Origin of the sequence: Kribbella solani (assembly GCF_014205295.1) — a bacterium.
In the GTDB taxonomy this organism is placed as follows: domain Bacteria; phylum Actinomycetota; class Actinomycetes; order Propionibacteriales; family Kribbellaceae; genus Kribbella; species Kribbella solani.
The window spans coordinates 1861270-1886220 of sequence record NZ_JACHNF010000001.1 but is presented as its reverse complement, the minus strand read 5'-3'; the positions used below and the strand labels follow the sequence as shown (position 1 = coordinate 1886220).

The window sequence follows — 24951 nt, the reverse complement described above, 5'->3', positions numbered from 1 at the left end:
AGCCCTGGATCAGCGGGCGGGTGTGTCCCAGCCGCGGCGCGGGCTGTGCGAGACCGGGCGCGCGTCGCGACTGCGGTAGACGATGTACGGCCGAGTCAGGTACCCGAGCGGCGCGCTGAACACATGTACGAGCCGAGTGAACGGCCACAGTGCGAACAGCGTGATCGCGACCAGCCCGTGCAACTGGAAGGTGAGCGGCGCGGCGGCCATCAGGTCAGGGTGCAACTGGAACCGGAAGATGCCGCGGAACCAGATCGATACGCCTTCGCGGTAGTCGTAGTGGCCGACGAGGTTCGCGATCACGGTGTTCGCCAGGCCGAGCAGGATGACCGCGGCGAGGAAGACGTACATCAGCTTGTCCATCCGGGTGGTCGCGGAGAACACCGGGCCGACCGTACGCCGCCGGTAGATCAGGATGGTCAGGCCGGCCAGGGTGCAGAAGCCCGCGATCGCGCCGATCGAGACGGCGAGGAAGTGGTACAGCCCTTCGGAGACGCCGATCGCTTCGGTCCAGGACTTCGGGATGCCGAGGCCCATCACGTGCCCGAGGAACACCGCCAGGATGCCGAAGTGGAACAGCGGGCTGCCGATCCGCAGCAGCCGGTTCTCGTACAGTTGCGACGAGCGCGTGGTCCAGCCGAACTTGTCGTACCGGTACCGCCAGATGTGTCCGGCGACGAAGATCGTCAGGCAGATGTACGGGTACACCACCCAGAGCAGCTGCTTCATCGTGGGCCACCGATCGCGTACGGCGTGAGTCCGACTTCTTCCCGAGGCGGACCCTCGGCCGCGAGCCGCGCGATCGCGTCCCGCTCGTCGCCGACCAGCGGTGGAAGCGATGCGGTCACCGCTTGAACCGCCCCGAACCACGGGGAATCCGCCTCGGCCAGCGCGATCCGGAGCAGTTCGAGGCCGGCGCGGTGATCGAGCAGCAGCCGTTGCCCGAGTTGCTGGTCGACGGTCGCGGCGAACTCCAGCACGACACACAGATGATCCGGCAGCTCGGACTCGTCGAGCACGAACCCGGCGCGCAGATAGGCCTGCTTGAACCGGAGCAGGGCCACGCCGCGGCGCCGGGTGTCGCCGTGGGCGAAGTACGTGAGGTACAGGTTGTGGCGCCGGCGGTTGTCGAAGGTCTCGACGTACCGCTGCTGAAGCTGGGAAAGGTTGCCGGCGGCAAGCTGTTCCACCGTCGCGCCCAGTGGATCCGCGAGCTCGCGGGGGAGCTCGGCGACCGCGCGGCGGATCAACGGCAGCCGTTCGGTCAGCGCCTCGTCCGGATAGTCGAGGACGAGCGAGGCGGTCTGCCAGGCGATGGTCAGCTGGTGTGCCGGCAGTGCCAGCTTCGGGTACCTCATGGCTTGTCCTTCGGCGGGAACAACCCGTCCGGTCGGCCGTTTCCGTCCCAGTTGAGCAGGTTCACCCGGTCGGCGGTCTGCCGGTCCTTCAGCTCCCTGAAGTTCTCCACCGCCAGCGGCGTCTGTGCGCCAGAGCCCTCGCCGAACGGGCTCATCCCCGGACCGCCCTCGTAGTCCAGCGAGCAGGCCAGCTCCTCAAGATCATGCGCCTGCTGGTACGCCTCCGGGTGCGCTGGCGGGATCACGTACCGCTCGTCGTACTTGGCCAGCGCGAGCAGCCGGTACATCTCGTACAGGTCCTCCTCGCTCATCCCGACCGCCGCCGGGATCGTCGCGTCCGGATCACGGCCCAGGTTGAGATCGCGCAGGTACGAGCGCATCGCGGCCAGCTTGCGCAGCACCCGGTCGACCGGCGCGACCTCGCCCGCGGTGAACAGTTCGGCCAGGTACTCGATCGGGATCCGCAAGGCGTCGATCGCGGCGAACAGGTTCTCCCGCCGCTCCGCGTCCTCGCCGGTCTCGCGTACGACGTCGACCACCGGCGACAGCGGCGGGATGTACCAGACCATCGGCATCGTGCGGTACTCCGGATGCAACGGCAGCGCCACCTGGTACCGATTGATCAAGGCGTGTACGGGGGAGCGCCGCGCCGCCTCGATCCAGTCGTGCGGAATGCCTTCCCGCTCGGCGGCGCGGATCACGTCCGGATCGTTCGGGTCCAGCAAGATGGATCGTTGCGCCTCGTACAGGTCGTGCTCGTCGGTCACGGACGCGGCCTCCAGAACTCGGTCGGCGTCGTACAGCAGCAGGCCGATGTACCGCAGCCGGCCGACGCAGGTCTCCGCGCACACCGTCGGCATTCCGACCTCGACCCGCGGGAAGCAGAACGTGCACTTCTCCGCCTTGCCGGTCCGATGGTTGAAGTAGACCTTCTTGTACGGGCAGCCGGAGATGCACATCCGCCAGCCGCGGCACCGGTCCTGATCGACCAGCACGATGCCGTCCTCGCTGCGCTTGTAGATCGCGCCGCTCGGGCAGGACGCGGCGCACGACGGGTTCAGGCAGTGCTCGCAGATCCGGGGCAGGTAGAACATGAACGTCTGCTCGAACTCGAACCGGACCTTGTCGCCGATCTTCCGCAGGATCGGGTCCCGCTCGGCGGTCGCGGCCGAGCCGCCGAGGTCGTCGTCCCAGTTCGCCGACCAGGTGATCTTGGTGTCCTGCCCGGTGATCAGCGACTTCGGCCGGGCGACCGGCGTGTGCTGCTGTGCGGGCGCTTCGGTGAGGGTGGCGTAGTCGTAGGTCCAGGGCTCGTAGTAGTCGTCCAGGGCCGGCAGCTTCGGGTTCGAGAAGATTGTCAACAATTTGCGGATCCGGCCGCCGGCCTTGAGGCTGAGCCGGCCGCGGCGGTTGAGCGTCCAGCCGCCCTTCCAGTTCTCCTGGTCCTCGTACGTCCGCGGATAGCCCTGTCCGGGGCGCGTCTCGACGTTGTTGAACCACACGTACTCGGTGCCGGTCCGGTTGGTCCAGGCCTGTTTGCAGGTGACCGAGCAGGTGTGGCACCCGATGCACTTGTCCAGGTTCATCACCATCGCCATCTGGGCCATCACGCGCATCTAGTACGTCACCTCCTGCGAGCGCCGGCGGATGACCGTCACCTCGTCGCGCTGGTTCCCGGTCGGGCCGAGGTAGTTGAAGGCGAAGGAAAGTTGCGCGTACCCGCCGATCAGATGCGACGGTTTGATCAGCAACCTGGTCAGCGAGTTGTGAATCCCGCCGCGCTTCTTGGACGTTTCGGCCAGCGGTACGTCGATCAGCCGGTCCTGCGCGTGGTGCATGTACACCGTGCCTTCGGGCATCCGGTGCGAGACGATCGCCCGCGCGACCACGACCCCGTTCCGGTTCACCGCCTCGATCCAGTCGTGGTCCGCGATCCCGGCCTTGGCCGCGTCCTGGTCACTTATCCAGATCGTCTGCCCGCCGCGACTGAGCGAGAGCATGAACAGGTTGTCCTGGTACTCCGAGTGGATCGACCACTTGTTGTGCGGGGTCAGGTACCGAACGGTCAGGCCGTGCTCGGTCAGCGTGCCGAGCTCCGGCTCCGCGAAGAGCGCGCTCATGTCGAGCGGTGGCCGGTAGACGGGCAGGTTCTCGCCCAGCTCGGCCATCCAGTCGTGGTCCAGGAAGAAGTGCTGGCGGCCGGTGAGAGTGTGCCAGGGTTTCAGCCGCTCGACGTTGATCGTGAAGGGGGAGTAGCGGCGGCCGCCCGCTTCCGAGCCGGACCATTCGGGTGAGGTGATCACCGGAACGGGCGCGGCCTGGGTGTCGGCGAAGGTGATCTGCTTGCCTTCGTGTTCGGCGGCCAGGTCGTGCAGCGGTTTGCCGACCCGCGTTTCGAGGGTCTTGAAGCCTTCGGTGGCGAGGCGGCCGTTGGTCGTACCGGACAGGGCGAGGATGGTTTCGCAGGCGTGGATGTCGCGACGCAGGGATGGCCGGCCGTCGGCGGGCCCGCCGCGGATCGTGCCGTTCTTGGCGCGGAGGTAGTCGACCGAGGCGGATTCGTCGTACGTGACGCCTTTGGTGGTCGCGCCGAGTTTCTCCATCAACGGGCCGAGCGCGGCCATTTTCGCGGCGACCGCGGGGTAGTCACGTTCGACTTCGACAATCTTTGGCATGGTCACGCCGGGGATCGGTTCGCAGTCACCGGCTTTCCAGTCACGAACGATTCCGTGCGGGGTGGCCAATGCGTCCGGGGTGTCGTGCAGGAGCGGTACGGCGACCAGGTCTCTTCGTATGCCGAGGTGGGTCCGGGCCAATTCGCTGAACTTTTCGGCGATGGTCTGCCAGGCGTCCCAGTCGGTCCGGGTTTGCCAGGGCGGGGCGATCGCGGGATTGAAGGAGTGTACGAACGGGTGCATGTCCGTGGTGTTGAGATCGTGCTTCTCGTACCAGGTTGCCGCGGGCAGCACCACGTCGGAGAACAGGGTCGTGCTGGTCTGGCGGAAATCCAGGGTGAGCAGGAGATCCAGCTTGCCGCGGGGTGCCTGGTCGTGCCATTCGAGCTCCTCCGGGTGGACGCCTTCGCTCGCGCGCAGCGAGGAGCCGGCGCCGAGGAGGTGTTCGAGGAAGTACTCGTTGCCCTTCGCGGACGAGCCGAGCAGATTGGCCCGCCAGATCGAAAGAATCCGTGGAAAGTTCTCCGGTGAATCCGGATCCTCACAGGCGAACCGCAGCTCACCGGACTTCAGCTGATCCACCACATAATCACCCACGGACCGGCCGGCGGCGGCCGCCTCATCGGCAAGCTGATGCGGATTCCGGTCGAACGTCGGATAAGACGGCATCCACCCGAGGCGGGCGCTCAGTGCAATCAGATCCGCGGTGGTCTTGCCGGCTATTCCTCCTCGGGTTGCCGAGAAGGTGTCGGTGGTGAAATGGTCGTAGCGGAATTGGTCGGTGTGCAGATACCAATAGGCGGTCTGGATCATCTGGCGGGGCGGCCGGGTCCAGTCGAGCGCGAAGGCCAATTGGGCCCAGCCGGTGATCGGGCGGCATTTCTCCTGACCGACGTAGTGCGCCCAGCCGCCGCCGTTCACGCCCTGACAACCGGTGAGCGTGGTCAAGGCCAGGAACGCGCGATAGATGGTGTCGGAATGGAACCAGTGGTTGGTTCCGGCGCCCATCACGATCATCGAGCGGCCCTTGCTGTCCGCGGCGTTCCGCGCGAACTCACGGGCGATCCGCGCCGCCGCGGCCGCCGGTACACCGGTGATGGACTCCTGCCAGGCAGGCGTGTACGGGGTGCGGTCGTCGTACGAAGCCGGCCAATCACCCGGCAACCCCGCCCGCGCGACGCCGTACTGCGCGAGCATCAGATCGTAGACAGTGGTCACCAATTGGCCGGCAACCCGCCGCACCGGAACGCCGCGCGACAACACGCCCGCCTCGGTCCCACCATCAAACCGCGCCAGTTGCACAACGACAGATCCGGTTTCCGTACCCGCAAGGGTGAGTAGCGGATCGGTGCTGCCGAGGTCCAGGTTCCACTTGCCCTTCCCGGCCTCGCCGAAGCGATGGCCGAGCGATCCGTTCGGCACCACCGGCTGCCCGGTGGCCGCATCGAGGACAACGGTTTTGAAGGCGGCGTTCTCCTCCTCCACGCCGAGGTCCGCGGCGGTCAGGAACTTGCCGGCCCGGTACCCGCCGTCGGCTTCGTCCAGCCGGATCAGGTACGGCAGATCGGTGTAGTGCTTCACGTAGTTGACGAAGTACGGCGTCTGCCGGTCGACGAAGAACTCCTTCAGGATCACGTGCCCCATCGCCATCGCGAGCGCGCCGTCCGTACCAGGTGCCGCCGGCAACCATTCGTCCGCGAACTTCACGTTGTCCGCGTAGTCCGGCGCGACCGCGACGACCTTCTGGCCGCGGTACCGCGCCTCCGCCATCCAGTGCGCGTCCGGCGTCCGGGTGACCGGCAGGTTCGAGCCCCACATGATCAGGTAACCGGCGTCCCACCAGTCACCCGACTCCGGTACATCGGTCTGATCCCCGAACACCTGCGGCGACGCGACCGGCAGATCGGCGTACCAGTCGTAGAACGACAGCATCGTCCCGCCGATCAATGACGTGAACCGCGCCCCGGACGCGTGCGACACCATCGACATCGCCGGAATGGGGGAGAACCCGGCGATCCGATCCGGACCCCACTTCTTCAACGTGTGCACGTAGGCGGCCGCGACGAGCTCCACCGCCTCGTCCCAGGTCGCCCGAACCAGCCCGCCCTTCCCACGAGCCGCCTTGTACCGCGCCGCCAACGTAGGATTGTCGACAATGCTCGCCCAAGCTTCGACCGGATCGTGCAACTCGGCCTTCGCCTGCCGATAGAGGTCAAGCAGTACGCCCCGCACGTACGGGTAGCGAATCCGCGTCGGTGAGTACGTGTACCAGGAGAACGCGGCGCCCCGGGGACAGCCGCGTGGTTCGTACTCCGGCTTGTCCGGTCCGACCGACGGGTAGTCCGTTTGCTGCGTCTCCCAGGTGATGATGCCGTCCTTGACGTACACCTTCCACGAACAGGAGCCGGTGCAGTTCACCCCGTGCGTCGACCGGACGACCTTGTCGTGACTCCAGCGGTCCCGGTAGAAGTCGTCCGCGCCACGGCCACCTGCCTTCGTGAGCGTGCGCAGATCGTCGGAGACCTTGCCTTTGGTGAAGTAGCGCCGAGTCCGGACCAGGGCATCGGTCAGCCCGTTGTCCAGGCCGGGTTTCTCCGGAGTCATGCGGCTCCCTCGCTGGTTGCGGTGCGCGGCTCCTGGGTGTTCGGCTGGGCGGTTCTTCTCACGATCGTCAGGGTCAGCAGGAGCGTCAAGGCCGCGGTCACGGACAGCAGCACCAGACCGATCCCGTACGACTGCGTGCGCCCGTACACGTACCCCATGATCAGCGGCGGCACGAACCCGCCCAGACCGCCCGCGGCGCCGACCAGTCCGGTCACGCCGCCGACCCGCGCCGGGTCGGTCACCTGGGCCACCAGCGCGAACGTCGCGCCGCTGCCGCCGCCGAGCGCGGCGGCCATCGCCAGGAAGGCGATCGTGCCGAAGTTCTCCAGGATCGGCGTGGTGGACGCGATCGCGGCGCCGACGACCACGACCGCGAAGCAACTCGCCAGCACCGGGATCGGCCCGAACCGGTCCGTCAGCCAGCCGCCGATCGGCCGCATCACCACCGCGATCACGACGAACCCGGCCATCCGGTTGGCGGCATCGGTCGCACTCAGGTTGTAGGCAATCTTCAGGTACGAGGGCAGGTACACGGAGAACGCGACGTACCCACCGAAGGCGACGGCGTAAAGGATGCACGCCTGCCAGCTGATCGGGAGTTTCGCGTTCGCGATCAGGCGCGGCAGGAACCCGCCCGCGGCCGGCCGGCGGTTCGGGGCGTCCCGGAGCACGAACCAGGCGACAACCGCGTACACCGCGAGGATGACCGCGGTGAGCAGGAACGGTACGCGGTGGCCGGCGCTGGTGTAGAGGTTGACGGTGGTCAGGGCGCTGATCGCCGTACCGCCCATGCCGGCACCGAAGATGCCGATCGCGAGACCGCGGCGCTCGGGCGGGAACCAGGCGTTCACGAACGGCACGCCGACCGCGAAGGTGGTGCCGCCGATCCCGAGGAAGAACCCGCCGACGAGCAGCGCCGCGTACGACTCGAGCGCGAAGAAGCCGATGAACAGGATCGGTACGATCGTCGCCGCCGAAACCAGCGGGAACATCAGCCGGCCGCCGTACCGGTCGGTCAGCGCGCCGACCGGAATCCGCCCGACCGACCCGACCAGCACCGGCACGGCCACCAGCAGCGCGACGTCCGACTCGGACAGCTCACCGAGCGTGCCCTGGGTGCGGAACAGCGGCCCGAGCGGGCTGAGCAGCGCCCAGGCCCAGAAGTTCACCGCGAAGCCGACCGTGGCCAGCACGAGCATCAACCACGGCGAACGTTCCGCCCCGTCGCCACTGCTCCCCGCCGTCTCAGCTCCTCATCGCCACGAACCCTTAACCAATCGGCGAGAAATCGAAACCGTCCAACTCCGAAGAGTGATCAGCGGCGGCGGAAGGCAGCGGCATGGTCGGGCACCTGAGCGTGCAGCTCCCGCGGCGGACGCTCGTACCCCTGCGACGGTGGGCGGGCCGGGAGTTCGACCGACGGTGGCTTGACCTCGCGGTACTCGATCGTCGACAGCAGGTGCGCGATCATGTTCAGCCGGGCAGCGCGCTTGTCCTCGCTCTCCACCACGTACCAGGGTGCTTCCGGGATGTCGGTGTGGACGAACATCTCGTCCTTGGCGCGCGAGTAGTCCTCCCACCGGGTGATCGACTCCAGATCCATCGGCGACAGCTTCCAGCGCCGCATCGGGTCCTCCAGGCGGCTCCGGAAACGGTTCTCCTGCTCGCTGTCGCTGACCGAGAACCAGTACTTGCGGAGCAGCACGCCGTCCTCGACCAGTAGCCGCTCGAAGATCGGGCACTGGTGCAGGAACCGCGCGTACTCCTGGTTCGTGCAGAACCCCATCACCCGCTCGACGCCGGCGCGGTTGTACCAGCTGCGGTCGAACAGCACGATCTCACCGGCGGCGGGTAGGTGTTCGACGTACCGCTGGAAGTACCACTGGGTCTTCTGCCGCTCGGTCGGTGCCGGTAGCGCCGCGATCCGGGCGACGCGCGGATTCAGGTACTCGGCGACGCGCTTGATCGTGCTGCCCTTCCCGGCCGCGTCACGTCCTTCGAACACCACCACGACCCGCGCCTGCTCGGTCCGTACCCACTCCTGCAGTTTGACCAGCTCGGCCTGCAAGCGCAGGAGCTCCTTTTCGTACCGCTTCTTCGGTACCCGCTTCGTGTCGCCCATCAGCGGACGACGGCGATCGGGCACCGGGTCCTGTGCAGGGCGCTCTGGCTGACGGAGCCGAGGAGCAGGCCGGTGAAGCCGCCGCGTCCACGGGAGCCGACGACGAGCAGGTCAGCCGTCCCGGACCGCTCGGTCAGTGCCAATGCCGCGGAGCCACCGGCGAGCTCGATCGTCCATTGCACATCCGGGTACTCCGCCGCCGCGCCGGCCACCGACTCGGAGACGAGCAGCCGGGAGTCCTCCAGCACTTCCTCCTGGTCGAACTGCAGCATCGCCGCGCCGCTCGCGTAGGTGAGGAAGGGATTCGCCCAGGCGTGCAGGGCAACCACCTTGGCCTGCATCGCCGCGGCCTGTTCGAACGCGAAGCCGATCGCCTTCTCCGCCGGTTTCGAGCCGTCCACGCCGACCACGACCGTCAGCTCGTCGTGTACCTCCGGGGTCACGCCGTGCGGGATCACCACCACCGGCGACTCCGCGTGCGCGGTCACCTGGAGTGCGACCGAGCCGAGTACCAGACCGCTCCATCCGCCGAGACCGCGCGAGCCAAGGACCACCAGCCGGGCGTCCCGGGATGCCTCGATCAGCACCGTCGGCGCACCGCCGTCGACCAGCGTGCTCTCGACCCGCAAGGCCGGCCGCTCGCCCCGGAGCTCGGTCGCGGCCGCGAGCAGCGCTTCCTCGGCGGCCGCGCGGGCCGCTTCGAGCGGAACTACGTACCCGGGGGTGGGCTGGGTGTCGATCATGATTTCGAACGCGCCGGTGATCCGCACCGGCGCCTCCGTACGCTCCGCGACCGCCGCGGCCCAGTTCAGCGCCGCGCGGCTGCCCGGCGATCCGTCGTACCCGATCACGATGGGAGCGGGTTGTGACGACATGGGACGACCTCCTGTGCTCTGGGTGACCGGATCTCCAGCGTCTCTCCGATGGCCGCAAATGAACAGCCACGCCGGATCCGGCCCGCACGGCTAGCCGCGTACGACCGCCAACGCCTCGCGGGCGATCTGCCACTCTTCGTTGGTGGGCACGACGAGTACCTTGACCCGGCTGCCGTCCGTGGAGATCACGCCCTCGGTGGTGGCGGTGTTGCGGACCGGGTCGACCTGGATGCCGAGGCCGTCCAGGTCCGACAGGGCGGCGGCCCGGGCTTCGGCAGAGTGCTGTCCGACACCGGCGGTGAAGACGATCGCGTCGACCGTGCCGAGCACCGCGTAGTACGCGCCGACGTACTTCTTGATCCGGTAGCAGTACAGGTCGAACGCGAGCCGGGCCCGATCGTCACCCGCGGCGCGCCGCCGGGTCAGCTCGCGGAAGTCGTTCTCGCCGGTCAGCCCCTTGAGCCCGGACTCCGAGTTGAGGATGCGGTCCGTCTCCGCCGCGGACTGGCCGGCGACCCGCGCGAGGTGACCGTGGACGGCCGGATCGAGATCGCCCGACCGCGTCCCCATCACCAGTCCCTCCAGCGGCGTCAGCCCCATCGAGGTGTCGACCGAGTTGCCCCGGCGGATCGCGGCCGCCGAGCAGCCGTTGCCGAGGTGCAGCACGATCAGGTTGAGCTGGTCGGCGCCGCGCCCGAGCAGTTGCGCGGCACGTTCCGACACGAACGCGTGCGACGTACCGTGAAACCCGTACCGGCGGATGCCGTATTCCTTCAGCCAGTCGAACGGGACGGCGTACCGGTAGGCGTACGGCGGCAAGGTCTGGTGGAACGCGGTGTCGAACACCGCCACGTGGGGAAGATCCGGCAGCAGCCGGCGCGCGACCTTGATCCCTTCGAGGTTCGCCGGATTGTGCAGCGGGGCGAGCGGAACCAGCTCCGTCACCGCCGCGATCAGCGCGTCGTCGACCGGCGCCGGCGCCGCGAACTGCGATCCGCCGTGGACGACCCGATGCCCGACCGCCACGATGTCCACGTCGCCGAGCGCGGGCCCGTACGTCTCGAACGCGCGCACCGCCGCTTCCAGCGCCTTCTCGTGACTGGCGACCGGGCTGTCGTCTTCGAAATCCCCCTTCGGCCCATGGTGTACGTGGTGACTGCTCTGCTCGCCGATCCGCTCGACCAGCCCGGTCGCCGCCGCGTCGCCGGAATCGGAGTCGACCAGGCTGTACTTCAGCGATGACGAGCCCGCGTTGATCACCAGCACATGTTCGGTCATCCGAGCCTTCCGTTTTGCTGGGCCTGGATCGCGGTGATCGCGACCGTGTTGACGATGTCCCGGACGGTCGAGCCGCGAGACAGGTCGTTGACGGGCTTGCGCAGTCCCTGCAGCACCGGGCCGACAGCGACCGCGTTCGCCGAGCGCTGGACCGCTTTGTACGTGTTGTTGCCGGTGTTCAGGTCCGGGAAGACGAACACGGTCGCCCGGCCGGCGACGGGGGAGTCCGGCAGTTTGGTCCGCGCGACGGCGGCGTCGATCGCGGCGTCGTACTGGATCGGTCCTTCGACCGGCAGCCGTGGCGCCCGCTCCCGGACGATGCTGGTTGCCTTGGACACCTTTTCCACATCGGTCCCGGTACCGGAAGAACCGGTCGAGTACGAGAGCATCGCGACCCGTGGTTCGAGGCCGAACGCGACCGCGGTGGCCGCGGACGAGATGGCGATGTCGGCGAGCTGCTCGGCCGTCGGGTCCGGATTCACGGCGCAGTCGCCGTACACGAGGACCTGGTTCTGCAGGCACATGAAGAACACCGAGGACACGATCGACACGTCGGGGACGGTTTTCACCACTTCGAGCGCCGGCCGGACGGTGTGCGCGGTGGTGTGGACGGCGCCTGACACCATGCCGTCCGCGAGGCCGAGCTGGACCATCATGGTGCCGAAGTACGACCCGTCGCGGACCTGTTCACGTGCCTGCTCGAGCTCGACGCCCCGATGCTGCCGCAGCCGGTGGTACTCGGCGGCGAACTGCTCAATCAGCTCGCTGTGCTCGGGGTGTACGACGTGCGCTGCCGACACGTCCACGCCGAGGGACTCCGCCCGCCGGCTGATCGCATCACGATCGCCCAGCAAGGTCAGGTCCGCGACCCCACGCCGGAGCAGTACGTCGGCCGCACGCAGAATGCGTTCGTCATCGCCCTCCGGCAGGACGATGTGCTTCCGGTCCGCCACCGCCCGGTCGACCAGCCGATGCTCGAACATCAACGGTGTCAGCGCAGTGCTTCGCGCCCGCGCGAGTTGATCGACAAGCGCCTGCCCGTCGACGTACTTCTCGAACAAGGCGAGCGCGGTGTCGATCTTGCGCGGCGCATCCTTCGTCAGCCGCCCGCGTACCGCGGTCAATCGGGTCGAGGTGGTCTGCGTGTCGAGGCGGGTCTCGATGATCGGCAGGGTGAAACCGAGGCAGTCGATCAGCTCACGGATCTGCGCGGGCAGCTCGACGTCGCCGTTCACTACGACGGCGGAAATCGGCGGGCAGGTCCCGGACGCGTTGGCCATCAGCACTCCGAGGATAACCTCCGACCGGTCGCCTGCGATCACCACCGCCGCGCCGTCGAAGACATGGTCGAGTACGCGCGGCATCGTCATCGCCGCGACCAGCAGGCCGGTGACCTCCTCGGTCAGCAGCTGTGGATCGCCGCTCAGCAGCCGGCCGCCGATCGGTGCCACCAGGTCGCGGACCACCGGCTGGCTGAGTACCGGCTCTTCCGGGAGCGCGAAGGCCGGTACGCCGAGACCGTCCAGGGCCGCGATCACTCGCTCGCCCTGGTCGAGGGCGACCCGGATCGCGATCAGCCCGAGCAGCGTGGCATGGTTCGCGGTCAGCTCGGCGACGGTCACGTCGGCGAGCGCGCGCAGCTCGTGCGGCCGCCGCTCGTGCCCGTTCACCACCAGCAGCATCGGGGCGCCGAGATTGGCCGCGATCTTGGCGTTGTACGAGAACTCGGTCGGCGCGCAGACGTCGGAATAGTCGCTGCCGACGACCAGAACGGCATCAGCCTGGGCAGCGACCGCGCGGTACCGCTGCACGATCAGCTCCAGCGCGGCGTCCGGGTCGGCGTGCACCTGGGCGTAGCTGGCGCCGATGCAGTCCGCGTACTCCTGATCGACCGCGTCCTGCGCGAGCAGCAGCTCGAGCAGGTGATCGCGGCCGCCGAGCCAGGTGGCGCCGACCTGCACGATCGGCCGGAAGACCGCGACCCGCCCGGCGTGCCGGGCGAGCTGGTGCAGGACGCCGAGGGCGACGGCTGACTTCCCGGTCGTGCCTTCCAGCGACGCGATGTAGACGCTGCGTTCCATGACCGCTGACGATACGGAGATCCGGACGAGTTGGGGAATGACCGTGAATGGTCACCTGACGGGCGTGGAAACTCGCCGGCCGCGTTTCCACGCGGCCGGCGAGCACCGGGTTCAGTCGCCGGGCTGGGTGAAGATACCGAAGTGGTTGCCGGCCGGGTCACGCAGATGCGCCAGCGCCGGTACGCCGTCCAGCTCCTTGCTGATCACCGAGCCGCCGAGCCGGACCGCCTCCGCGCAGGTCGCCTCGATGTCGGCGACCACGATGTAGAACACCGCGTGGTTCGGCTGCTTGCCACTGGTGCCGAGGATGCCACCCATCGGCCGCTCCGCGTCCGCTGCCTTGATGTTGCGGTAGTCGAAGCCGTCTGCCTCGGGGACGAAGGTCCAGTCGAACAGGTTGCCGTAGAACTTCTGGGCGGTGTCGGGGTCATCGGTCGCGACCTCGAACCAGGCCAGCGTGCCGGGTCCGGGAAGAGTCATGGGAACTCGCTTTCATCGAATCGATCGTCGAACGAGTTCCACGGTTCCAGCCGGACGCGACAGCCCTATGTCGGTGTTGGGAAAAGTTCCTCCGGCCGCAGCGCCTCGATCGGCAGGTCCGGGTCCCGGCAGACCACCTTCAGCTCCTCGGTCGCCCGGCGGCGCGGCACCGGCGTACGCTCCGCGCGGACGATCCGGTCCATCCGGAAGATCCGGTCCTCCTGGCGCAGGTGACACCAGCCGGTCAGGTACGAGCCGTTCTGCGCGACCACCACATGCTGCGGCTCGACGTCCCGCTCGGTCTCGGCCCCGTTCGTGTCGGTGTACACGATCCGCAGCACCGCGTTGTCGCTGATCGCCCGCCAGATCTGCTCGGCGATCTCACCGTCCGGATCGGGCGCGGGCCGGACCAGCAGCCGTACCTTGGCCGCGGCCGCCCGTGCCTCGTCGAGATCCTTCGCGGGCATCGCCGCCACGATCTTCAGCAGCGCGCTCCGGGCGTCCTTCGCGAACAGCGCATGCTCACTCCCGCTCAGCGCGACCGCGACCGCCATCGCCTCCCGCGGCGTGAAGTTGAGTGGCGGCAAGGTCATCGCGCGATCCACCGAGTACCCACCCGTACGCCCCGGTTTGGTTGCCAGCGGCACCCCGGCCTGCCCGAGCGCGCTGAGATCCCGCTCGATCGTCCGCACGCTCACCTCGAACCGCTCGGCCAGCTGCCGCGCCGTACGCCCCCGCGACCCCGCCGCGCGAAGCTCCTCCACGAGGGCGTACAACCGATCCATCCGATTCATGTCCGCAGGCTAGACGGCGGCACCGACAGATCAGCCGAGTGTGGCGCGCACCTCCCGGGTGGCGCTGACCAGGTTTCGCAGCGAGTCCCGGACCTCGGGCCAGTCGCGGGTCTTCAGGCCACAGTCCGGATTGATCCACAGCCGGTCGGCCGGGACCACCGCGAGCGCCGCGCGGATCAGCGCGCGGACCTCGTCCGTACTCGGCACGCGCGGCGAGTGGATGTCGTACACGCCCGGTCCGACGCCACGGCGGAAACCGATCGAGCCGAGGTCGCCGAGCACCTCCATCCGGGACCGGGCCGCCTCGATCGTGGTCACGTCGGCGTCCAGGCCGTCGATACCGGTGATGACGGCACCGAACTCGGAGTAGCAGAGATGGGTATGGACCTGGACCGCCGCCGGAGCCCCGCCGGTCGCGAGCCGGAACGCCCCAACCGACCAGTCGAGGTACGCCTTGCGATCCGCTTCCCGGAGCGGGAGCAGTTCGCGCAGAGCCGGCTCGTCGACCTGGACGACGCGGCTCCCGGCCGTGACCAGATCGGCGACCTCGTCCCGGAGCGCCAGCGCGACCTGGTCGGCCGTGGTCGCCAACGGCTGGTCGTCGCGGACGAAGGACCAGGCGAGGATCGTCACCGGCCCGGTCAGCATGCCCTTGACCGGACGATCGGTGAGCGATTGGGCGTACGACGTCCAGCCGACGGTGATCGGACCCGGCCGGGAGACGTCGCCGTGCAGGATCGGCGGCCGGACACAGCGGCTGCCGTACGACTGCACCCAGCCGAGCCTGGTCGTCGCGAAGCCGTCCAGCCGCTCGGCGAAGTACTGGACCATGTCGTTGCGTTCGGGCTCACCATGGACCAGGACGTCCAGCCCGAGCTCCTCTTGAAGCTCGATCGCGCGCCGGATCTCCGTACGCAACCGCTCGTCGTGCTCGGGCCGGGTGATCCGCCCGGCCCGCAGGTCGGTACGAATCCTGCGGACGTCGGCGGTCTGCGGAAACGATCCGATCGTCGTGGTCGCCAGTGCGGGCAGTCCTAGTGCCTGCTGCGCCGTACGACGCTCCTCGTACGGCACCCGCTGCCGGTCCTCTGGGCGTACGCCGGCCACCCGCTCGCGTACTGCCTGATCCCGGAGGAGATCGGACTCGTTGGGGAGCCGCCGCTTGACCCGCTCCAGATCGACGAGCACGCCGTAGTCCTCGTTGATCGCGCGGCCGAGCAGGACGACCTCGTCCACCTTCTGCCGCGCGAATGCCAGTCGGTCCCCGACAGCTGGGTCGAGCTCGTCCTCCACCTCCAGGTCGTACGGGACGTGCAGCAGCGAGCAGGAGGTGGAGATGCCGAGCCGGCCGACCACGGCCCGCAGGTCCGTACAGGTCGAGACCGCGTCGCCGAGCCGGGTACGCCAGACATTGCGGCCGTCGACCACCCCGGCGTACACGGTCTTGCGGCGTAGCGACGGGAGCTCGGCGATCCGCCGGACCAGGCCCGGCGCGGACACCAGGTCGACGGCGAGTGCCTCGATGGCGGTGGCAGCGAGCACGGGCAGTGCGCCGCCGGGGTCGCCGAAGTAGGTAGCGACCAGGAGATTCGGGCGGTCGGGCGCGGCCGTGAGCCGGTCATAGGCGCGAAGCAGGGCGTCGAGTTCGGCCGGCGTACGGTCCTGGGCCAGCGCGGGCTCGTCGAGCTGCACCCAGCTGGCACCGGCTTGATCGAGTACGGCGAGCAGCTCGACGTACTGGTCCAGCAGCGGCTCCAGCAAGGTCAGTACGTTCAGATCCGGCGTGGTTGCCTTCGACAACAACAAGAAGGTGAGCGGACCGATCAGTACGGGGCGCAGCTCGACGCCGAGCGCGCGCGCCTCCGCGAGCTCACCCAGCAACTTCTCCGGCTCCAGGCCGAACGTCGTGGTCCCGTCGAGTTCGGGCACCAGGTAGTGGTAGTTCGTGTCGAACCACTTGGTCAGCTCCAGCGGCGCGACATCGTCCCGGCCGCGGGCCATCGCGAAGTACGTGTCGAGTGGCGACAGGCCGAGCTGCCGGAAGCGGGCCGGTGTGAGACCGAAGAGCTGAACGTGGTCCAGCATCTGGTCGTAGTACGAGAACGTGTTGCCGGGGACCGAGTCGAGCCCTTGCAGTTGCTGCCAGGTCTCCTCCCGGAGCCGGCGGCCGGTCGCCTCAAGGGCATCCTGGTCGCCGGTGCGCCAGTACGTCTCCAGGGCGTGCTTCAGTTCGCGCCTGGGGCCGATGCGCGGGTATCCCAGGACCGTGGTGAGGGTGTTCACGTCTCTCTCCTCGCGAGCGTGCCGAGGGATCGGCGGGCCTCGCGGGTACGACGTGCCGGCCACGGCTGCCCGGGAGGACCGGTGCTGCCGCGGGGCCGGGCGGGTCCTCCCACGGGACATCCGATCCGCCGCATACCGGGTGGTACGCGGACCAACGGCAGGTCTTCGGACTCACGGGCGGACCGGTCGTATGACCGGTGAACCTACTGGCCGTCGCTTCCCGGACTTGCGTCCAGTGCTGTTGACGGCGGTCGTTCCCGTTCACCGCTGCGGGGCAGTCCCGGATTCCCACCGGGTTCCCTCTTGCCTCGCCAGGTCACGAACCGCATGACCGGGCGAACCGTCGGTACCTCAGACAATAGCGTCCCGCCGGCACCTCCCCGGCAATTGTCCAGCAGTCAGGTGCGCGGAAATCCCGGATCGGTGGCCTAAGGTGCGGTTACGTGGATCATCAGATTGTTCTGATCGCCGGGTGCGGGCTCGCGATCATGATCGCCGCGTCGGTGTTCGCGCGCCGGACCGGGGTGGCGGCGCCGTTGCTTTTGGTCGCGCTCGGGATCGGGGCCAGCTATCTGCCGAGTACGCCGGCCATCCACATCGAGCCGGAGATCATCCTCGCGGGCGTACTGCCGCCGCTGCTCTACTCGGCCGCGGTGCAGTTGCCGGTGCTCGACGTACGCCGGAACTTCGGGCTGATCTCCTGGTTGTCGGTCGTGATGGTGATCGTGTCCGCGCTGGTGATCGGCGCGCTCGTCCACGCCGTGCTCCCGGGCATCTCGTTCGCGCTGGCGGTCGCGCTCGGAGCGGTGGTGAGCCCGACGGACGCGGTGGCGGCGACCGCGATCGGGCACCGGGTCGGGTTGCCGCCGCGGCTGATGACGGTGCTCGAGGGGGAGAGCCTCGTCAACGACGCGTCGGCGCTGGTGGTGCTGCGGACCGCGCTGGCGGCGCTCGCGGTGACCACGCACTTCAGCCTCGGGCACACCGCCCTCGACTTCGCCTGGGCGGTCGTCGGCGCGATCCTGATCGGCGGCGCCGTCGGCCTGCTGACCGCGTTGCTCCGGCAGCGGCTCGACGACCCGGTGCTGAACACGACGATCTCGTTCGCCGTACCGTTCCTCGCGTACTTCCCGGCCGAGGGCGTGCACGCTTCCGGCGTACTCGCGGTGGTGATCGCCGGTTTGCTGACCGGCGCGCTGGGCAGCCGGCGATTCACCGCGCGGGACCGGCAGACGCAGGCGACCACCTGGACGACGATCAGCTTCATCCTGGAAAGCGGCGTCTTCCTCGCGATGGGCTACCAGCTGCCGGAGCTGGTCGATGACGCCCGCGCCGAGACGACCTTCGGCGAAATCACCCTGCTCGTACTGCTGGTGGTCGTGCTGCTGATCGTGCTGCGCTTCCTCGGACTGGCCTGGCCCGCCGTGCAGAGCCGGTTCGGGTCGAGCGACCGCAACGACCAGCTCCGGGCCAGGCTGAGCGAGATGGGCGAACGCCTCGACGCGATGGAACCGTCGGGGGAGCGCGAGGAGAACCGGCTCGCCTGGGCCCGCAAACGGCTCGCCCGCAGCCACGCCGACATCGACTTCGAGGAACGTGAGCCGATCACCGGCCGTGGGCTGATCGTGCTCGGCTGGGCCGGTATGCGCGGCGTCGTCACGGTCGCCGCGGTGCAGACCATCCCGGCCGGGACACCACATCGCGCCACCGTCGTACTGGCCGCCTTCATCGTCGCGCTGATCACGCTGGTGCTGTTCGGTTTGACGCTGCCGGCCGTGATCGCGCGGATGCGGTTCCGCGCGGAGAGCGCCGAGGACAAGCGTGACTCCGTGCAGGCGCTGATGCGGCAGATCGGCGAGGCGGCGATCGACGCGCTCGGTCCGCTGGATGAACAGACCGTCGATGGCGAACCACTCGACCCGGCGGCGGTGAGCGCGCTGAAGGAACGGATCGTGCCGCGGCTGATGTCCGGGAGCCGGCAGTTCCGCGACACCAAACCGGACATCCGCGAGCAAATGGCGGTACTTCAACGCCGGTACCTGGATGCGATGCGCGAAGCATTGCAGTCCGAACGCGGCATCGGCGCGTACAGCACCGCGACGTACCGCCAGGTCGAGTCCTTCCTGGACACGATGGAGCGCGGCTTCAGCACGACGTAGTAGGGCATCGCTTCACGGATCCAGAGCTCGGGCGGGCGTATGGTCCGATCATGGATACACCTCGTGTGCTGGTGATCGGACTCGATCCGTACCGGGTGCCCGGGCCGTGGGACCCGGAACCGGTGGCCACCGGACTTCAGGCCGGGATGGACCAGTTCGTGGCGCACGACGTGTGCGTACAGACCTGTCTGGTCGGGCTGGACGGGAGCGACGACATCGAGACCGTGGTCAGCGAGGCGCTGGCGTCGCGGGCGTGGGAGTGCGTGGTGATCGGGGGCGGGATCCGGGGTTCGCTGGACCTGTTCGAGACGGTGGTGAACCTGGTCCGGCGGCACGCCCCGGATGCGGCGATCGCGTTCAACGACGGCCCGGCGGACACGTACAACGCGGCCGCGCGCTGGCTGACGCACCCGGCCGGCTGACCGGTCAGCTGAGGTCGAGCCGCATCAGGATGCGGTGGTGACCGGCGAGGACCGACGTCGTGTCGGCGGCCTTGCGGAAGCCGGCCCGCTCGAAGTTCTTCCGCAGCCCCGCGTACGCCATCGTCAGATCGACTTTGCTGTCGCCGTTGTCCAACGGGTACGCCTCCACGACCGGCGCGCCGTTGTCGCGCGCGAACTCGACCGCCCCCGCGATCAGCGCATGCGAGATCCCCTGCTTGCGATGCCCCGGCCGGACCCGGATGCACCACAACGACCACACCGGCAGATCGTCGACGTGCGGAATCTTCCGGTTCCGCGCGAACGCCGTCACCGCCCGCGGCGCCACCGCCGCCCACCCGACCGGCGTCTCCCCGTCGTACGCGATCACCCCCGGCGCCGGCTTCTCCCGCACCAGCCCCGCCACGTACTCCCCACGCGCCGGCCCCCGCAACGAGTTGTTCACCGCCGACGGCACCCGATAACTAAGACAAAAACACACACTCGCGGCCGGCGACTTCGGCCCCAGCACCGCACACACATCCGCAAACACCTCCGCCGCCCGCACCTCGATCGTCATCGCGACCCCAGAATGTCCATGCCCGCACGGTAGTACGGAGCTAGGACAGGTTTGGTCAGTGCTGGACCTCGTAGACGAGCTTTTGGATGCCGTTCGGGTACGCCTGGCTGTCGGTCAGCTTGAGGGGCTGCTTGTCCTTGTCGGCGGTGGAGAAGAGGCGGTCGCCGGCGCCGAGGAGGACCGGGAAGACAAGCAGGTTGTAGCGGTCGATCAGGCCCGCGTCGGCCAGGTTGCGGTTCAGGGCGGCGCTGCCGTTGACGATGATCGGGCCGCCTTCGGTCTGCTTCAGGGCGGCGACGTCGTCGAGCGAGCGAAGGATGGTGATGTCACCCCAGTTCGTGACCAGGTCGCTGTCCTTGAGCGTGGTCGACACGACGTACTTCGGCATCGCGTTGTAGCCGGGGAAGTCGTCGGTCATGCTCGGCCACACCGGCGCGAACATGTCGTAGCTGACCCGGCCGAGCAGCAGCGCGGTCGCCTCGGCCTGCTCTTCGCCCTTCAGCGCGTACGCGTCCAGGTCGAACGGGATGCCCTTGAACGTCCAGCCGGAGTTCCGGTAGTCCGTGTCGCCGCCAGGCGCCTCGACAACGCCGTCGAGGGACATGAACGCGGTGGTGATGAGGGTACGCATCTGCTTGCTCCTTGAATGTTCGTGGTCCTGCCTGATGCCAGTGCGTCGAGCGGGCGCCGGGCAGCTCGACACGTTGCCATTGCAATCCGGTGTGATCCAGGTCACTCAGCACGGAGGGTCCTCCCAACAGTACGCAACGTGCCGTCATCTGATGGTTGGTTGCTGGTCACCTGCTGGGCGGCGGAGACGCATACGTTCCGGATGTTTTGTCCGAGCAGAAAGGCCCGTAATGATCAGGAAAAAGGCTTTCGTGGCCGCGTTCGCCGCGGCCTCGGTGATTGCCGCGGCGGGGATGGCCTCGGCCGCCGCCGGTGGCGCGTTCGACTCCGCCGAGGCGAAGGGCGGGCACCCGCAGCGCGGGCCGAAGAACGTGATCTTCTTCCTCGGTGACGGTATGGGTACCCAGGAGATCACCGCCGCCCGGTACTACCAGGGCGTCCACAACAAGCTGAACGTCGACCGGGCCAAGTACACCGGCTTCGACACCACGTACTCGGTGAAGCCGGCCGCGAAGCCGCCGTACCTGCCCGACTACGACCCGGACTCCGCCTCCACCGGCTCGAGCTGGGCGACCGGCAAGAAGACGCTCGACGAGCGGATCTCGCAGGGCCCGAGCAGCGCCGAGAACGTACCGGGGACGAACTACCAGACCCTGCTCGAGCTGGCCCAGAAGCGCGGCCAGAAGGTCGGCGACGTGTCCACCGCGGAGATCACCGACGCGACGCCGGCCGTGCTCGCCTCGCACATGTCGCTGCGCGGCTGCCAGGGTCCGGCCGACATGGCCGCCTGCCCGAAGGAGACCAAGGCGGCCGGCGGGCTCGGTTCGATCGCGGAGCAGGAGGTCGACCACAAGGTTGACGTACTCCTCGGTGGTGGCCGTGGCCGGTTCGAGCAGCAGATCACCGGTGGTCCGTACGCCGGTAAGACGGTCGTGGACCAGGCCAAGGACAAGGGCATCCAGTACGTCACCGACGCCGCCGGGCTGAAGTCCGTGAAGGCCGGCAAGCCGGTGCTGGGGCTGTTCAACAAGAGCAACATGTCGCTGGAGTGGAGCGGACCGGCCGCGTCGCTCGGCAAGGGCAACGCGCCGCAGGCGTGCAAGGAGAACCAGCGCCCGGCGAACGAGCCGAGCCTGGCCGACATGACCGCCAAGGCGATCAGCCTGCTGGAGAACAAGAAGGGCTTCTTCCTGCAGGTCGAGGGCGCCTCGATCGACAAGCAGGACCACGCCACCAACGCGTGCGGCCAGCTCGGCGAGACGGTGAACTTCGACAAGGCGGTCGGCGTCGCGCTGGACTACCAGAAGACGCACCCGGACACGCTGATCGTGATCACCGCTGACCACTCGCACACCAGCCAGATCGTCGGTGAGGACGCCTCCGGCACCGGTCTGCCGACCGGCTACTCCACGAACGTGACCACCAAGGACGGTCAGACCCTGAGCCTCACCTACGGCACCGCCGGGTATGGCGGCGAGGGCAAGGCGCCGGTCGCCGGCGGCCCGAGCCAGCAGCACACCGGCGCGGTCGTTCCGGTCTGGGCCAACGGCCCCGGCGCGGACGCGGTTCTCGGTACGAACGACCACACCGACCTCTTCACCGTCCTCCAGGGCAAGTAACCCCCCGAAACACCCGTACGGCCCCCGGTTCGACTCGATCCGGGGGCCGTACGGATAAGTTGGAGGGGTGCAGGTGGCGAAGCGGTGGTCGTGGGTTGTGGTCGGGGCGCTGATGGTGGGTGTGTGGGCGGCCTGCTCGGACCAGACCACGAAGACCGGGTCGGCGCCGGAACCGCAGCCGACCGCTACCAAAACGACACCGAGAGCGACCGCGACCAAGCCCTGGTACGAAAACTACGACCCGGCGCACTTCGCGGCCGAGGTGCGTAAGTACGCCAAGGCGGCCGGGGTCAATCCGCAGTTGCTGATGGCGATCCTGTACTGCGAGTCGTACAAGCCGCACGACCCGAAGTTCGAGCGGCAGTGGGCGCAGGTGGACTCGAACCCGGCGTTCGGGATCGCGAACATGCACGAGGCCGCGTTCGACGAGACGAAACGCGGCCGGGACTTCGCCAAGCGGAAGTGGTCGGAGCTGCCGGACAACCCGGCGCTGGCGATCGAGGCCGCCGCCTGGCACCTGCACGACCTGGCGAAACGGCTGCCCGCCAAGCGCGCCGGCCTGTACACCAAGGACGAACTGCTTGCCCTCGGCTACAACGCCGGCGGCGGCAACATGCGGATCTTCGCCCGCGGCCGGAAGGCCGGCCCGCAGGCGGGGACGTACCTCGACCGCCTGCACAAGTACTGGCCGACGGCGGCCGAGGCCCTCAAGAACTGACCGCCTCCAGCGCCCTGGTCAGCAGGGCGGCGAGGGCTTCGAGCTGGAAGTCGGCGGACTGGGCGACCTCTTCGTCCGACCCGTCCAGCGCCTTCGCGGCCAGGCCGGCCTTGGCGTCGATCAGGTCGGCGACCCGGGTGTCGATGGTCTGCGCGGCGATGATCCGCCAGGCCGTCACCGGCTCGTCCTGGCCGATCCGGTGCACCCGGTCGATCGCCTGGGTCTGCTCGGCGTTGGTCCAGGACAGCTCGGCGAGGACGACGTTCGAGGAGACCTGCAGGTTCAGGCCGACGCCGGCGGTGAGCAGCGAACAGACCGCGATCGCCACCTCCGGATCGTTGACGAAGGCATCGATGTTCTTCTGCCGGGTCTTCGCGGTCTGGTCGCCACGGATCGAGGAGTACCGGATGCCGCGCTCGGCGAACAGTTCCTCGGCGGCGTCCATCACCTCGATGTGCCGGGCGAAGAAGACCACCTTACCCACGTTCTGCGCCAGCTGGGCGGCGTAGTCGGCGGCCAGTCCGGCCTTCGCCTGACCGATCCGGCGGAACAGGCTGAAGACGTTCTCGCCGGTCTTCTTGGCCGCCATCTCGGTACGTTCCCAGCCGGCCACCTGACGGACCAGGTCGTGGTCGATCCCGTCCACGACCACGCCCGAACGGCGGGTCTCCAGCGCGGTCCGGTAACGCTCGACCAGCCGGTCGGCGAGCTCCCGCTCGGCGGCCCGGATCGAGCGGCCGACGGCGCCGTCCAGCTCGACCGGCAGGTCGGCGATCCGGCGCGCCGGGATGTCGGCGGCGACGTCCACCTTACGGCGGCGGACGATGCCCATGTCGATCACCGCGGCCCGCGCGGCGGCGGCGAACCCCGGGTCGGCCGGGGTCAGGTCGGTGTCGTCGAGCTTCGCCATCAGCTCCGGCCGCGGCGCCTTCTCGTCGACCCAGCCGAGGAACTCCCAGATCGCGGTGAAGTCCTCGATCGAGTTGATCAGCGGCGTACCGGTCAGCGCCATCAGCAGCGGGCGCCCGGCCCGGGAGCGAATCCGGTTGGACAGATCCAGCACGTTCCGGGAGCGCTGCGACTTCTTGTTCTTGATGAAGTGCGCCTCGTCCACCACCATGCCGCGGAAGCCGAGGTCGCCGAGCCAGCCGACGTGCCGGTCGAGCACCTCGTAGTTCACCACCACGATGTCGGCGAAGCCGTCGATCGAGTCGCCGTCACCGTGGATCACGGTCGGCGTCCGGCGCGGGGTCCAGAGACCGGCCTCGCGGGCCCAGTTCGTCTTGACGACGTTCGGGACGACGGCCAGCAGGGGATAGGCGTCGGCGGCCTGGGCAGCCAGCAGCGCCTGCGCGGTCTTGCCGAGGCCGGGCTCGTCGGCGAGCAGGAAGGTCCGGTGCCCCTCGGCCGCGGCGGCGATCAGCCGGGCCTGGTGCGGCATCAGCTCCAGGCCGCGGAGCCGGAGCGCGTCGATGCCACCGGCCAGCCGCATCGACATCGGGTCCGGCAGGTTCATCGTGGCGGAGGCCGCGGCGTGCTCGAACGAGCGCAGCAACGGCCCGATCAGCTCCCAGCCCGCCAGCCGGCCGGCGTGCGCCGGCCGGGCCGGCGCGGCGGAGAAGTCCGGGGTCAGGAACGGGTTGGCCAGCTGCCGCGAGACCACCGCCTGCGGTACGACCCGCCGGGACGTGGTCTCCGGGGCGATCTCCGGCTGGACCGGCTCGGGCTCCTCGGGCGGCTCGATCCCGGCGTCGGCCAGCATCTGCCTGCGCAGCGTCGCGGCCGCCTCGGAGATCACCGCCTCCTCGGCCAGCAGACCGAGCAGCGACGGGTCCAGCGCGGCGGTCTTGGCCAGGATCGTGGCGATCCCGTCGAGCCGCCGGAGCTGCTCGGTCCGGTACGCCTCGGTCGCGGCCGTGTCACCGTTCACCCGGGCCCGCTCCTCGCGGACGAGCAGGGCGACGACCTGGAACTTGGTCCGGGTCGACGGCTTGGTCGCGGACCGCGTGACCGCGCCCTCGACCTCGCGCACCGCCTGGGCGAGGACCTGGATCAGACCGTCCGACTCACCGTCGCGGGTACGGCGCCGTCGACGGGGTGCTGCTGCGGAACGGGTAGCGCCGGGCTGGCGCTGACCTCGTCGGGCCAACGTTTCCTCCTGTGTCGTGCCACGACGGAGCCGCGGCGGAACGCCAGACCGCACGAGGACCGGCCCGCGGACGAGACGTCACGCGGAGCCGTCCAGAGGGTCCTCCAGGAACACGGCTCAGAATTCA

The 24951-nt window shown here is 68.8% G+C and carries 19 protein-coding genes and 1 riboswitch; of the genes, 4 read left to right on the top strand and 15 right to left on the bottom strand.

Annotated features, from left to right (window positions below):
* Positions 1-9 precede the first annotated feature (9 nt).
* The 12 genes from narI to metE all read right to left on the bottom strand — a co-directional run bounded on the left by narI (position 10) and on the right by metE (position 16550).
* On the bottom strand, positions 10-729 hold the full coding sequence (narI, locus tag HDA44_RS08325; RefSeq protein ID WP_184832681.1) for a respiratory nitrate reductase subunit gamma: 720 nt from the start codon (positions 727-729) through the stop codon (positions 10-12).
* Positions 726-1358 (bottom strand): nitrate reductase molybdenum cofactor assembly chaperone, encoded by a 633-nt coding sequence (gene narJ / locus HDA44_RS08320; protein ID WP_184832679.1) that lies wholly within the window; start codon positions 1356-1358, stop codon positions 726-728. Before narJ ends, narI begins: the two co-directional genes overlap by 4 nt.
* A complete protein-coding gene (gene narH, locus HDA44_RS08315) occupies positions 1355-2974 on the bottom strand; it encodes a nitrate reductase subunit beta (protein WP_184832677.1) in 1620 nt (539 codons plus the stop codon). Before narH ends, narJ begins: the two co-directional genes overlap by 4 nt.
* Positions 2975-6637, bottom strand: coding sequence for a nitrate reductase subunit alpha (locus HDA44_RS08310; protein WP_184832675.1), 3663 nt, complete (start codon positions 6635-6637; stop codon positions 2975-2977).
* Positions 6634-7836: an MFS transporter gene (locus HDA44_RS08305; RefSeq protein ID WP_184843116.1), complete on the bottom strand. Its 1203-nt coding sequence runs from the start codon at positions 7834-7836 to the stop codon at positions 6634-6636. Before HDA44_RS08305 ends, HDA44_RS08310 begins: the two co-directional genes overlap by 4 nt.
* Before the next feature lie 116 nt (positions 7837-7952).
* Entirely contained in the window at positions 7953-8759 is an 807-nt protein-coding gene (ppk2, locus tag HDA44_RS08300; protein ID WP_184832673.1) for a polyphosphate kinase 2, read from the bottom strand.
* Positions 8759-9634, bottom strand: a complete 876-nt coding sequence (locus HDA44_RS08295; RefSeq protein ID WP_184832671.1) for a universal stress protein — start codon at positions 9632-9634, stop codon at positions 8759-8761. Before HDA44_RS08295 ends, ppk2 begins: the two co-directional genes overlap by 1 nt.
* 90 nt (positions 9635-9724) lie before the next feature.
* The gene (locus HDA44_RS08290; RefSeq protein WP_184832669.1) at positions 9725-10912 is read right to left on the bottom strand and encodes an acetate/propionate family kinase; all 1188 of its coding nucleotides are present in this window, start codon (positions 10910-10912) and stop codon (positions 9725-9727) included.
* Positions 10909-12993: a phosphate acetyltransferase gene (gene pta, locus HDA44_RS08285; RefSeq protein ID WP_184832667.1), complete on the bottom strand. Its 2085-nt coding sequence runs from the start codon at positions 12991-12993 to the stop codon at positions 10909-10911. The genes HDA44_RS08290 and pta overlap by 4 nt, the downstream gene beginning before the upstream one ends.
* A gap of 111 nt (positions 12994-13104) precedes the next feature.
* Positions 13105-13473: a VOC family protein gene (locus HDA44_RS08280; protein ID WP_184832666.1), complete on the bottom strand. Its 369-nt coding sequence runs from the start codon at positions 13471-13473 to the stop codon at positions 13105-13107.
* 65 nt (positions 13474-13538) lie between these two features.
* Entirely contained in the window at positions 13539-14267 is a 729-nt protein-coding gene (locus HDA44_RS08275) for a helix-turn-helix transcriptional regulator (RefSeq protein WP_184832664.1), read from the bottom strand.
* A gap of 30 nt (positions 14268-14297) precedes the next feature.
* Positions 14298-16550 (bottom strand): 5-methyltetrahydropteroyltriglutamate--homocysteine S-methyltransferase, encoded by a 2253-nt coding sequence (gene metE, locus HDA44_RS08270; RefSeq protein ID WP_337905726.1) that lies wholly within the window; start codon positions 16548-16550, stop codon positions 14298-14300.
* Positions 16551-16689: 139 nt separating this feature from the next.
* Positions 16690-16910: riboswitch (cobalamin riboswitch) on the bottom strand.
* Positions 16911-16993: 83 nt separating this feature from the next.
* On the opposite strand from metE, the gene HDA44_RS08265 reads away from it, so the two are divergent.
* Together HDA44_RS08265 and HDA44_RS08260 are read left to right on the top strand one after the other, a co-directional pair.
* Entirely contained in the window at positions 16994-18709 is a 1716-nt protein-coding gene (locus HDA44_RS08265) for a cation:proton antiporter domain-containing protein (protein ID WP_184832660.1), read from the top strand.
* Between the two features lie 50 nt (positions 18710-18759).
* The gene (locus HDA44_RS08260) at positions 18760-19131 is read left to right on the top strand and encodes a hypothetical protein (protein ID WP_184832658.1); all 372 of its coding nucleotides are present in this window, start codon (positions 18760-18762) and stop codon (positions 19129-19131) included.
* A 4-nt stretch (positions 19132-19135) separates the two neighbouring features.
* Here HDA44_RS08260 and HDA44_RS08255 read toward each other — a convergent pair whose 3' ends face one another.
* Both HDA44_RS08255 and HDA44_RS08250 read right to left on the bottom strand, forming a co-directional pair.
* The gene (locus HDA44_RS08255) at positions 19136-19708 is read right to left on the bottom strand and encodes a GNAT family N-acetyltransferase (RefSeq protein ID WP_184832656.1); all 573 of its coding nucleotides are present in this window, start codon (positions 19706-19708) and stop codon (positions 19136-19138) included.
* Positions 19709-19763: 55 nt separating this feature from the next.
* Positions 19764-20339: a dihydrofolate reductase family protein gene (locus tag HDA44_RS08250; RefSeq protein WP_184832654.1), complete on the bottom strand. Its 576-nt coding sequence runs from the start codon at positions 20337-20339 to the stop codon at positions 19764-19766.
* Positions 20340-20568: 229 nt separating this feature from the next.
* On the opposite strand from HDA44_RS08250, the gene HDA44_RS08245 reads away from it, so the two are divergent.
* Together HDA44_RS08245 and HDA44_RS37055 are read left to right on the top strand one after the other, a co-directional pair.
* Complete coding sequence (locus HDA44_RS08245) at positions 20569-21957, top strand: alkaline phosphatase (protein ID WP_184832653.1); 1389 nt, start codon at positions 20569-20571, stop codon at positions 21955-21957.
* A gap of 67 nt (positions 21958-22024) precedes the next feature.
* A complete protein-coding gene (locus tag HDA44_RS37055) occupies positions 22025-22675 on the top strand; it encodes a transglycosylase SLT domain-containing protein (RefSeq protein ID WP_202887267.1) in 651 nt (216 codons plus the stop codon).
* Here the strand turns inward: HDA44_RS37055 and HDA44_RS08235 are convergent.
* A complete protein-coding gene (locus HDA44_RS08235) occupies positions 22665-24824 on the bottom strand; it encodes a DEAD/DEAH box helicase (RefSeq protein WP_184832652.1) in 2160 nt (719 codons plus the stop codon). The genes HDA44_RS37055 and HDA44_RS08235 overlap by 11 nt on opposite strands.
* Positions 24825-24951: the final 127 nt, after the last annotated feature.

What these genes read in the sequence shown, in the direction of transcription:
- HDA44_RS08245 (WP_184832653.1), top strand. Translation starts at nt 20,569, where the DNA reads ATGATCAGGAAAAAGGCTTTCGTGGCCGCGTTCGCCGCGGCCTCGGTG.
- HDA44_RS08260 (WP_184832658.1), top strand. Translation starts at nt 18,760, where the DNA reads ATGGATACACCTCGTGTGCTGGTGATCGGACTCGATCCGTACCGGGTG.
- ppk2 (WP_184832673.1), bottom strand. Translation starts at nt 8,759, where the DNA reads ATGGGCGACACGAAGCGGGTACCGAAGAAGCGGTACGAAAAGGAGCTC.
- narH (WP_184832677.1), bottom strand. Translation starts at nt 2,974, where the DNA reads ATGCGCGTGATGGCCCAGATGGCGATGGTGATGAACCTGGACAAGTGC.
- narJ (WP_184832679.1), bottom strand. Translation starts at nt 1,358, where the DNA reads ATGAGGTACCCGAAGCTGGCACTGCCGGCACACCAGCTGACCATCGCC.
- pta (WP_184832667.1), bottom strand. Translation starts at nt 12,993, where the DNA reads ATGGAACGCAGCGTCTACATCGCGTCGCTGGAAGGCACGACCGGGAAG.
- narI (WP_184832681.1), bottom strand. Translation starts at nt 729, where the DNA reads ATGAAGCAGCTGCTCTGGGTGGTGTACCCGTACATCTGCCTGACGATC.
- HDA44_RS08280 (WP_184832666.1), bottom strand. Translation starts at nt 13,473, where the DNA reads ATGACTCTTCCCGGACCCGGCACGCTGGCCTGGTTCGAGGTCGCGACC.
- HDA44_RS08310 (WP_184832675.1), bottom strand. Translation starts at nt 6,637, where the DNA reads ATGACTCCGGAGAAACCCGGCCTGGACAACGGGCTGACCGATGCCCTG.
- HDA44_RS08250 (WP_184832654.1), bottom strand. Translation starts at nt 20,339, where the DNA reads ATGCGTACCCTCATCACCACCGCGTTCATGTCCCTCGACGGCGTTGTC.
- HDA44_RS08290 (WP_184832669.1), bottom strand. Translation starts at nt 10,912, where the DNA reads ATGACCGAACATGTGCTGGTGATCAACGCGGGCTCGTCATCGCTGAAG.
- HDA44_RS08255 (WP_184832656.1), bottom strand. Translation starts at nt 19,708, where the DNA reads ATGACGATCGAGGTGCGGGCGGCGGAGGTGTTTGCGGATGTGTGTGCG.
- HDA44_RS08295 (WP_184832671.1), bottom strand. Translation starts at nt 9,634, where the DNA reads ATGTCGTCACAACCCGCTCCCATCGTGATCGGGTACGACGGATCGCCG.
- HDA44_RS08275 (WP_184832664.1), bottom strand. Translation starts at nt 14,267, where the DNA reads ATGAATCGGATGGATCGGTTGTACGCCCTCGTGGAGGAGCTTCGCGCG.
- HDA44_RS08305 (WP_184843116.1), bottom strand. Translation starts at nt 7,836, where the DNA reads ATGCTCGTGCTGGCCACGGTCGGCTTCGCGGTGAACTTCTGGGCCTGG.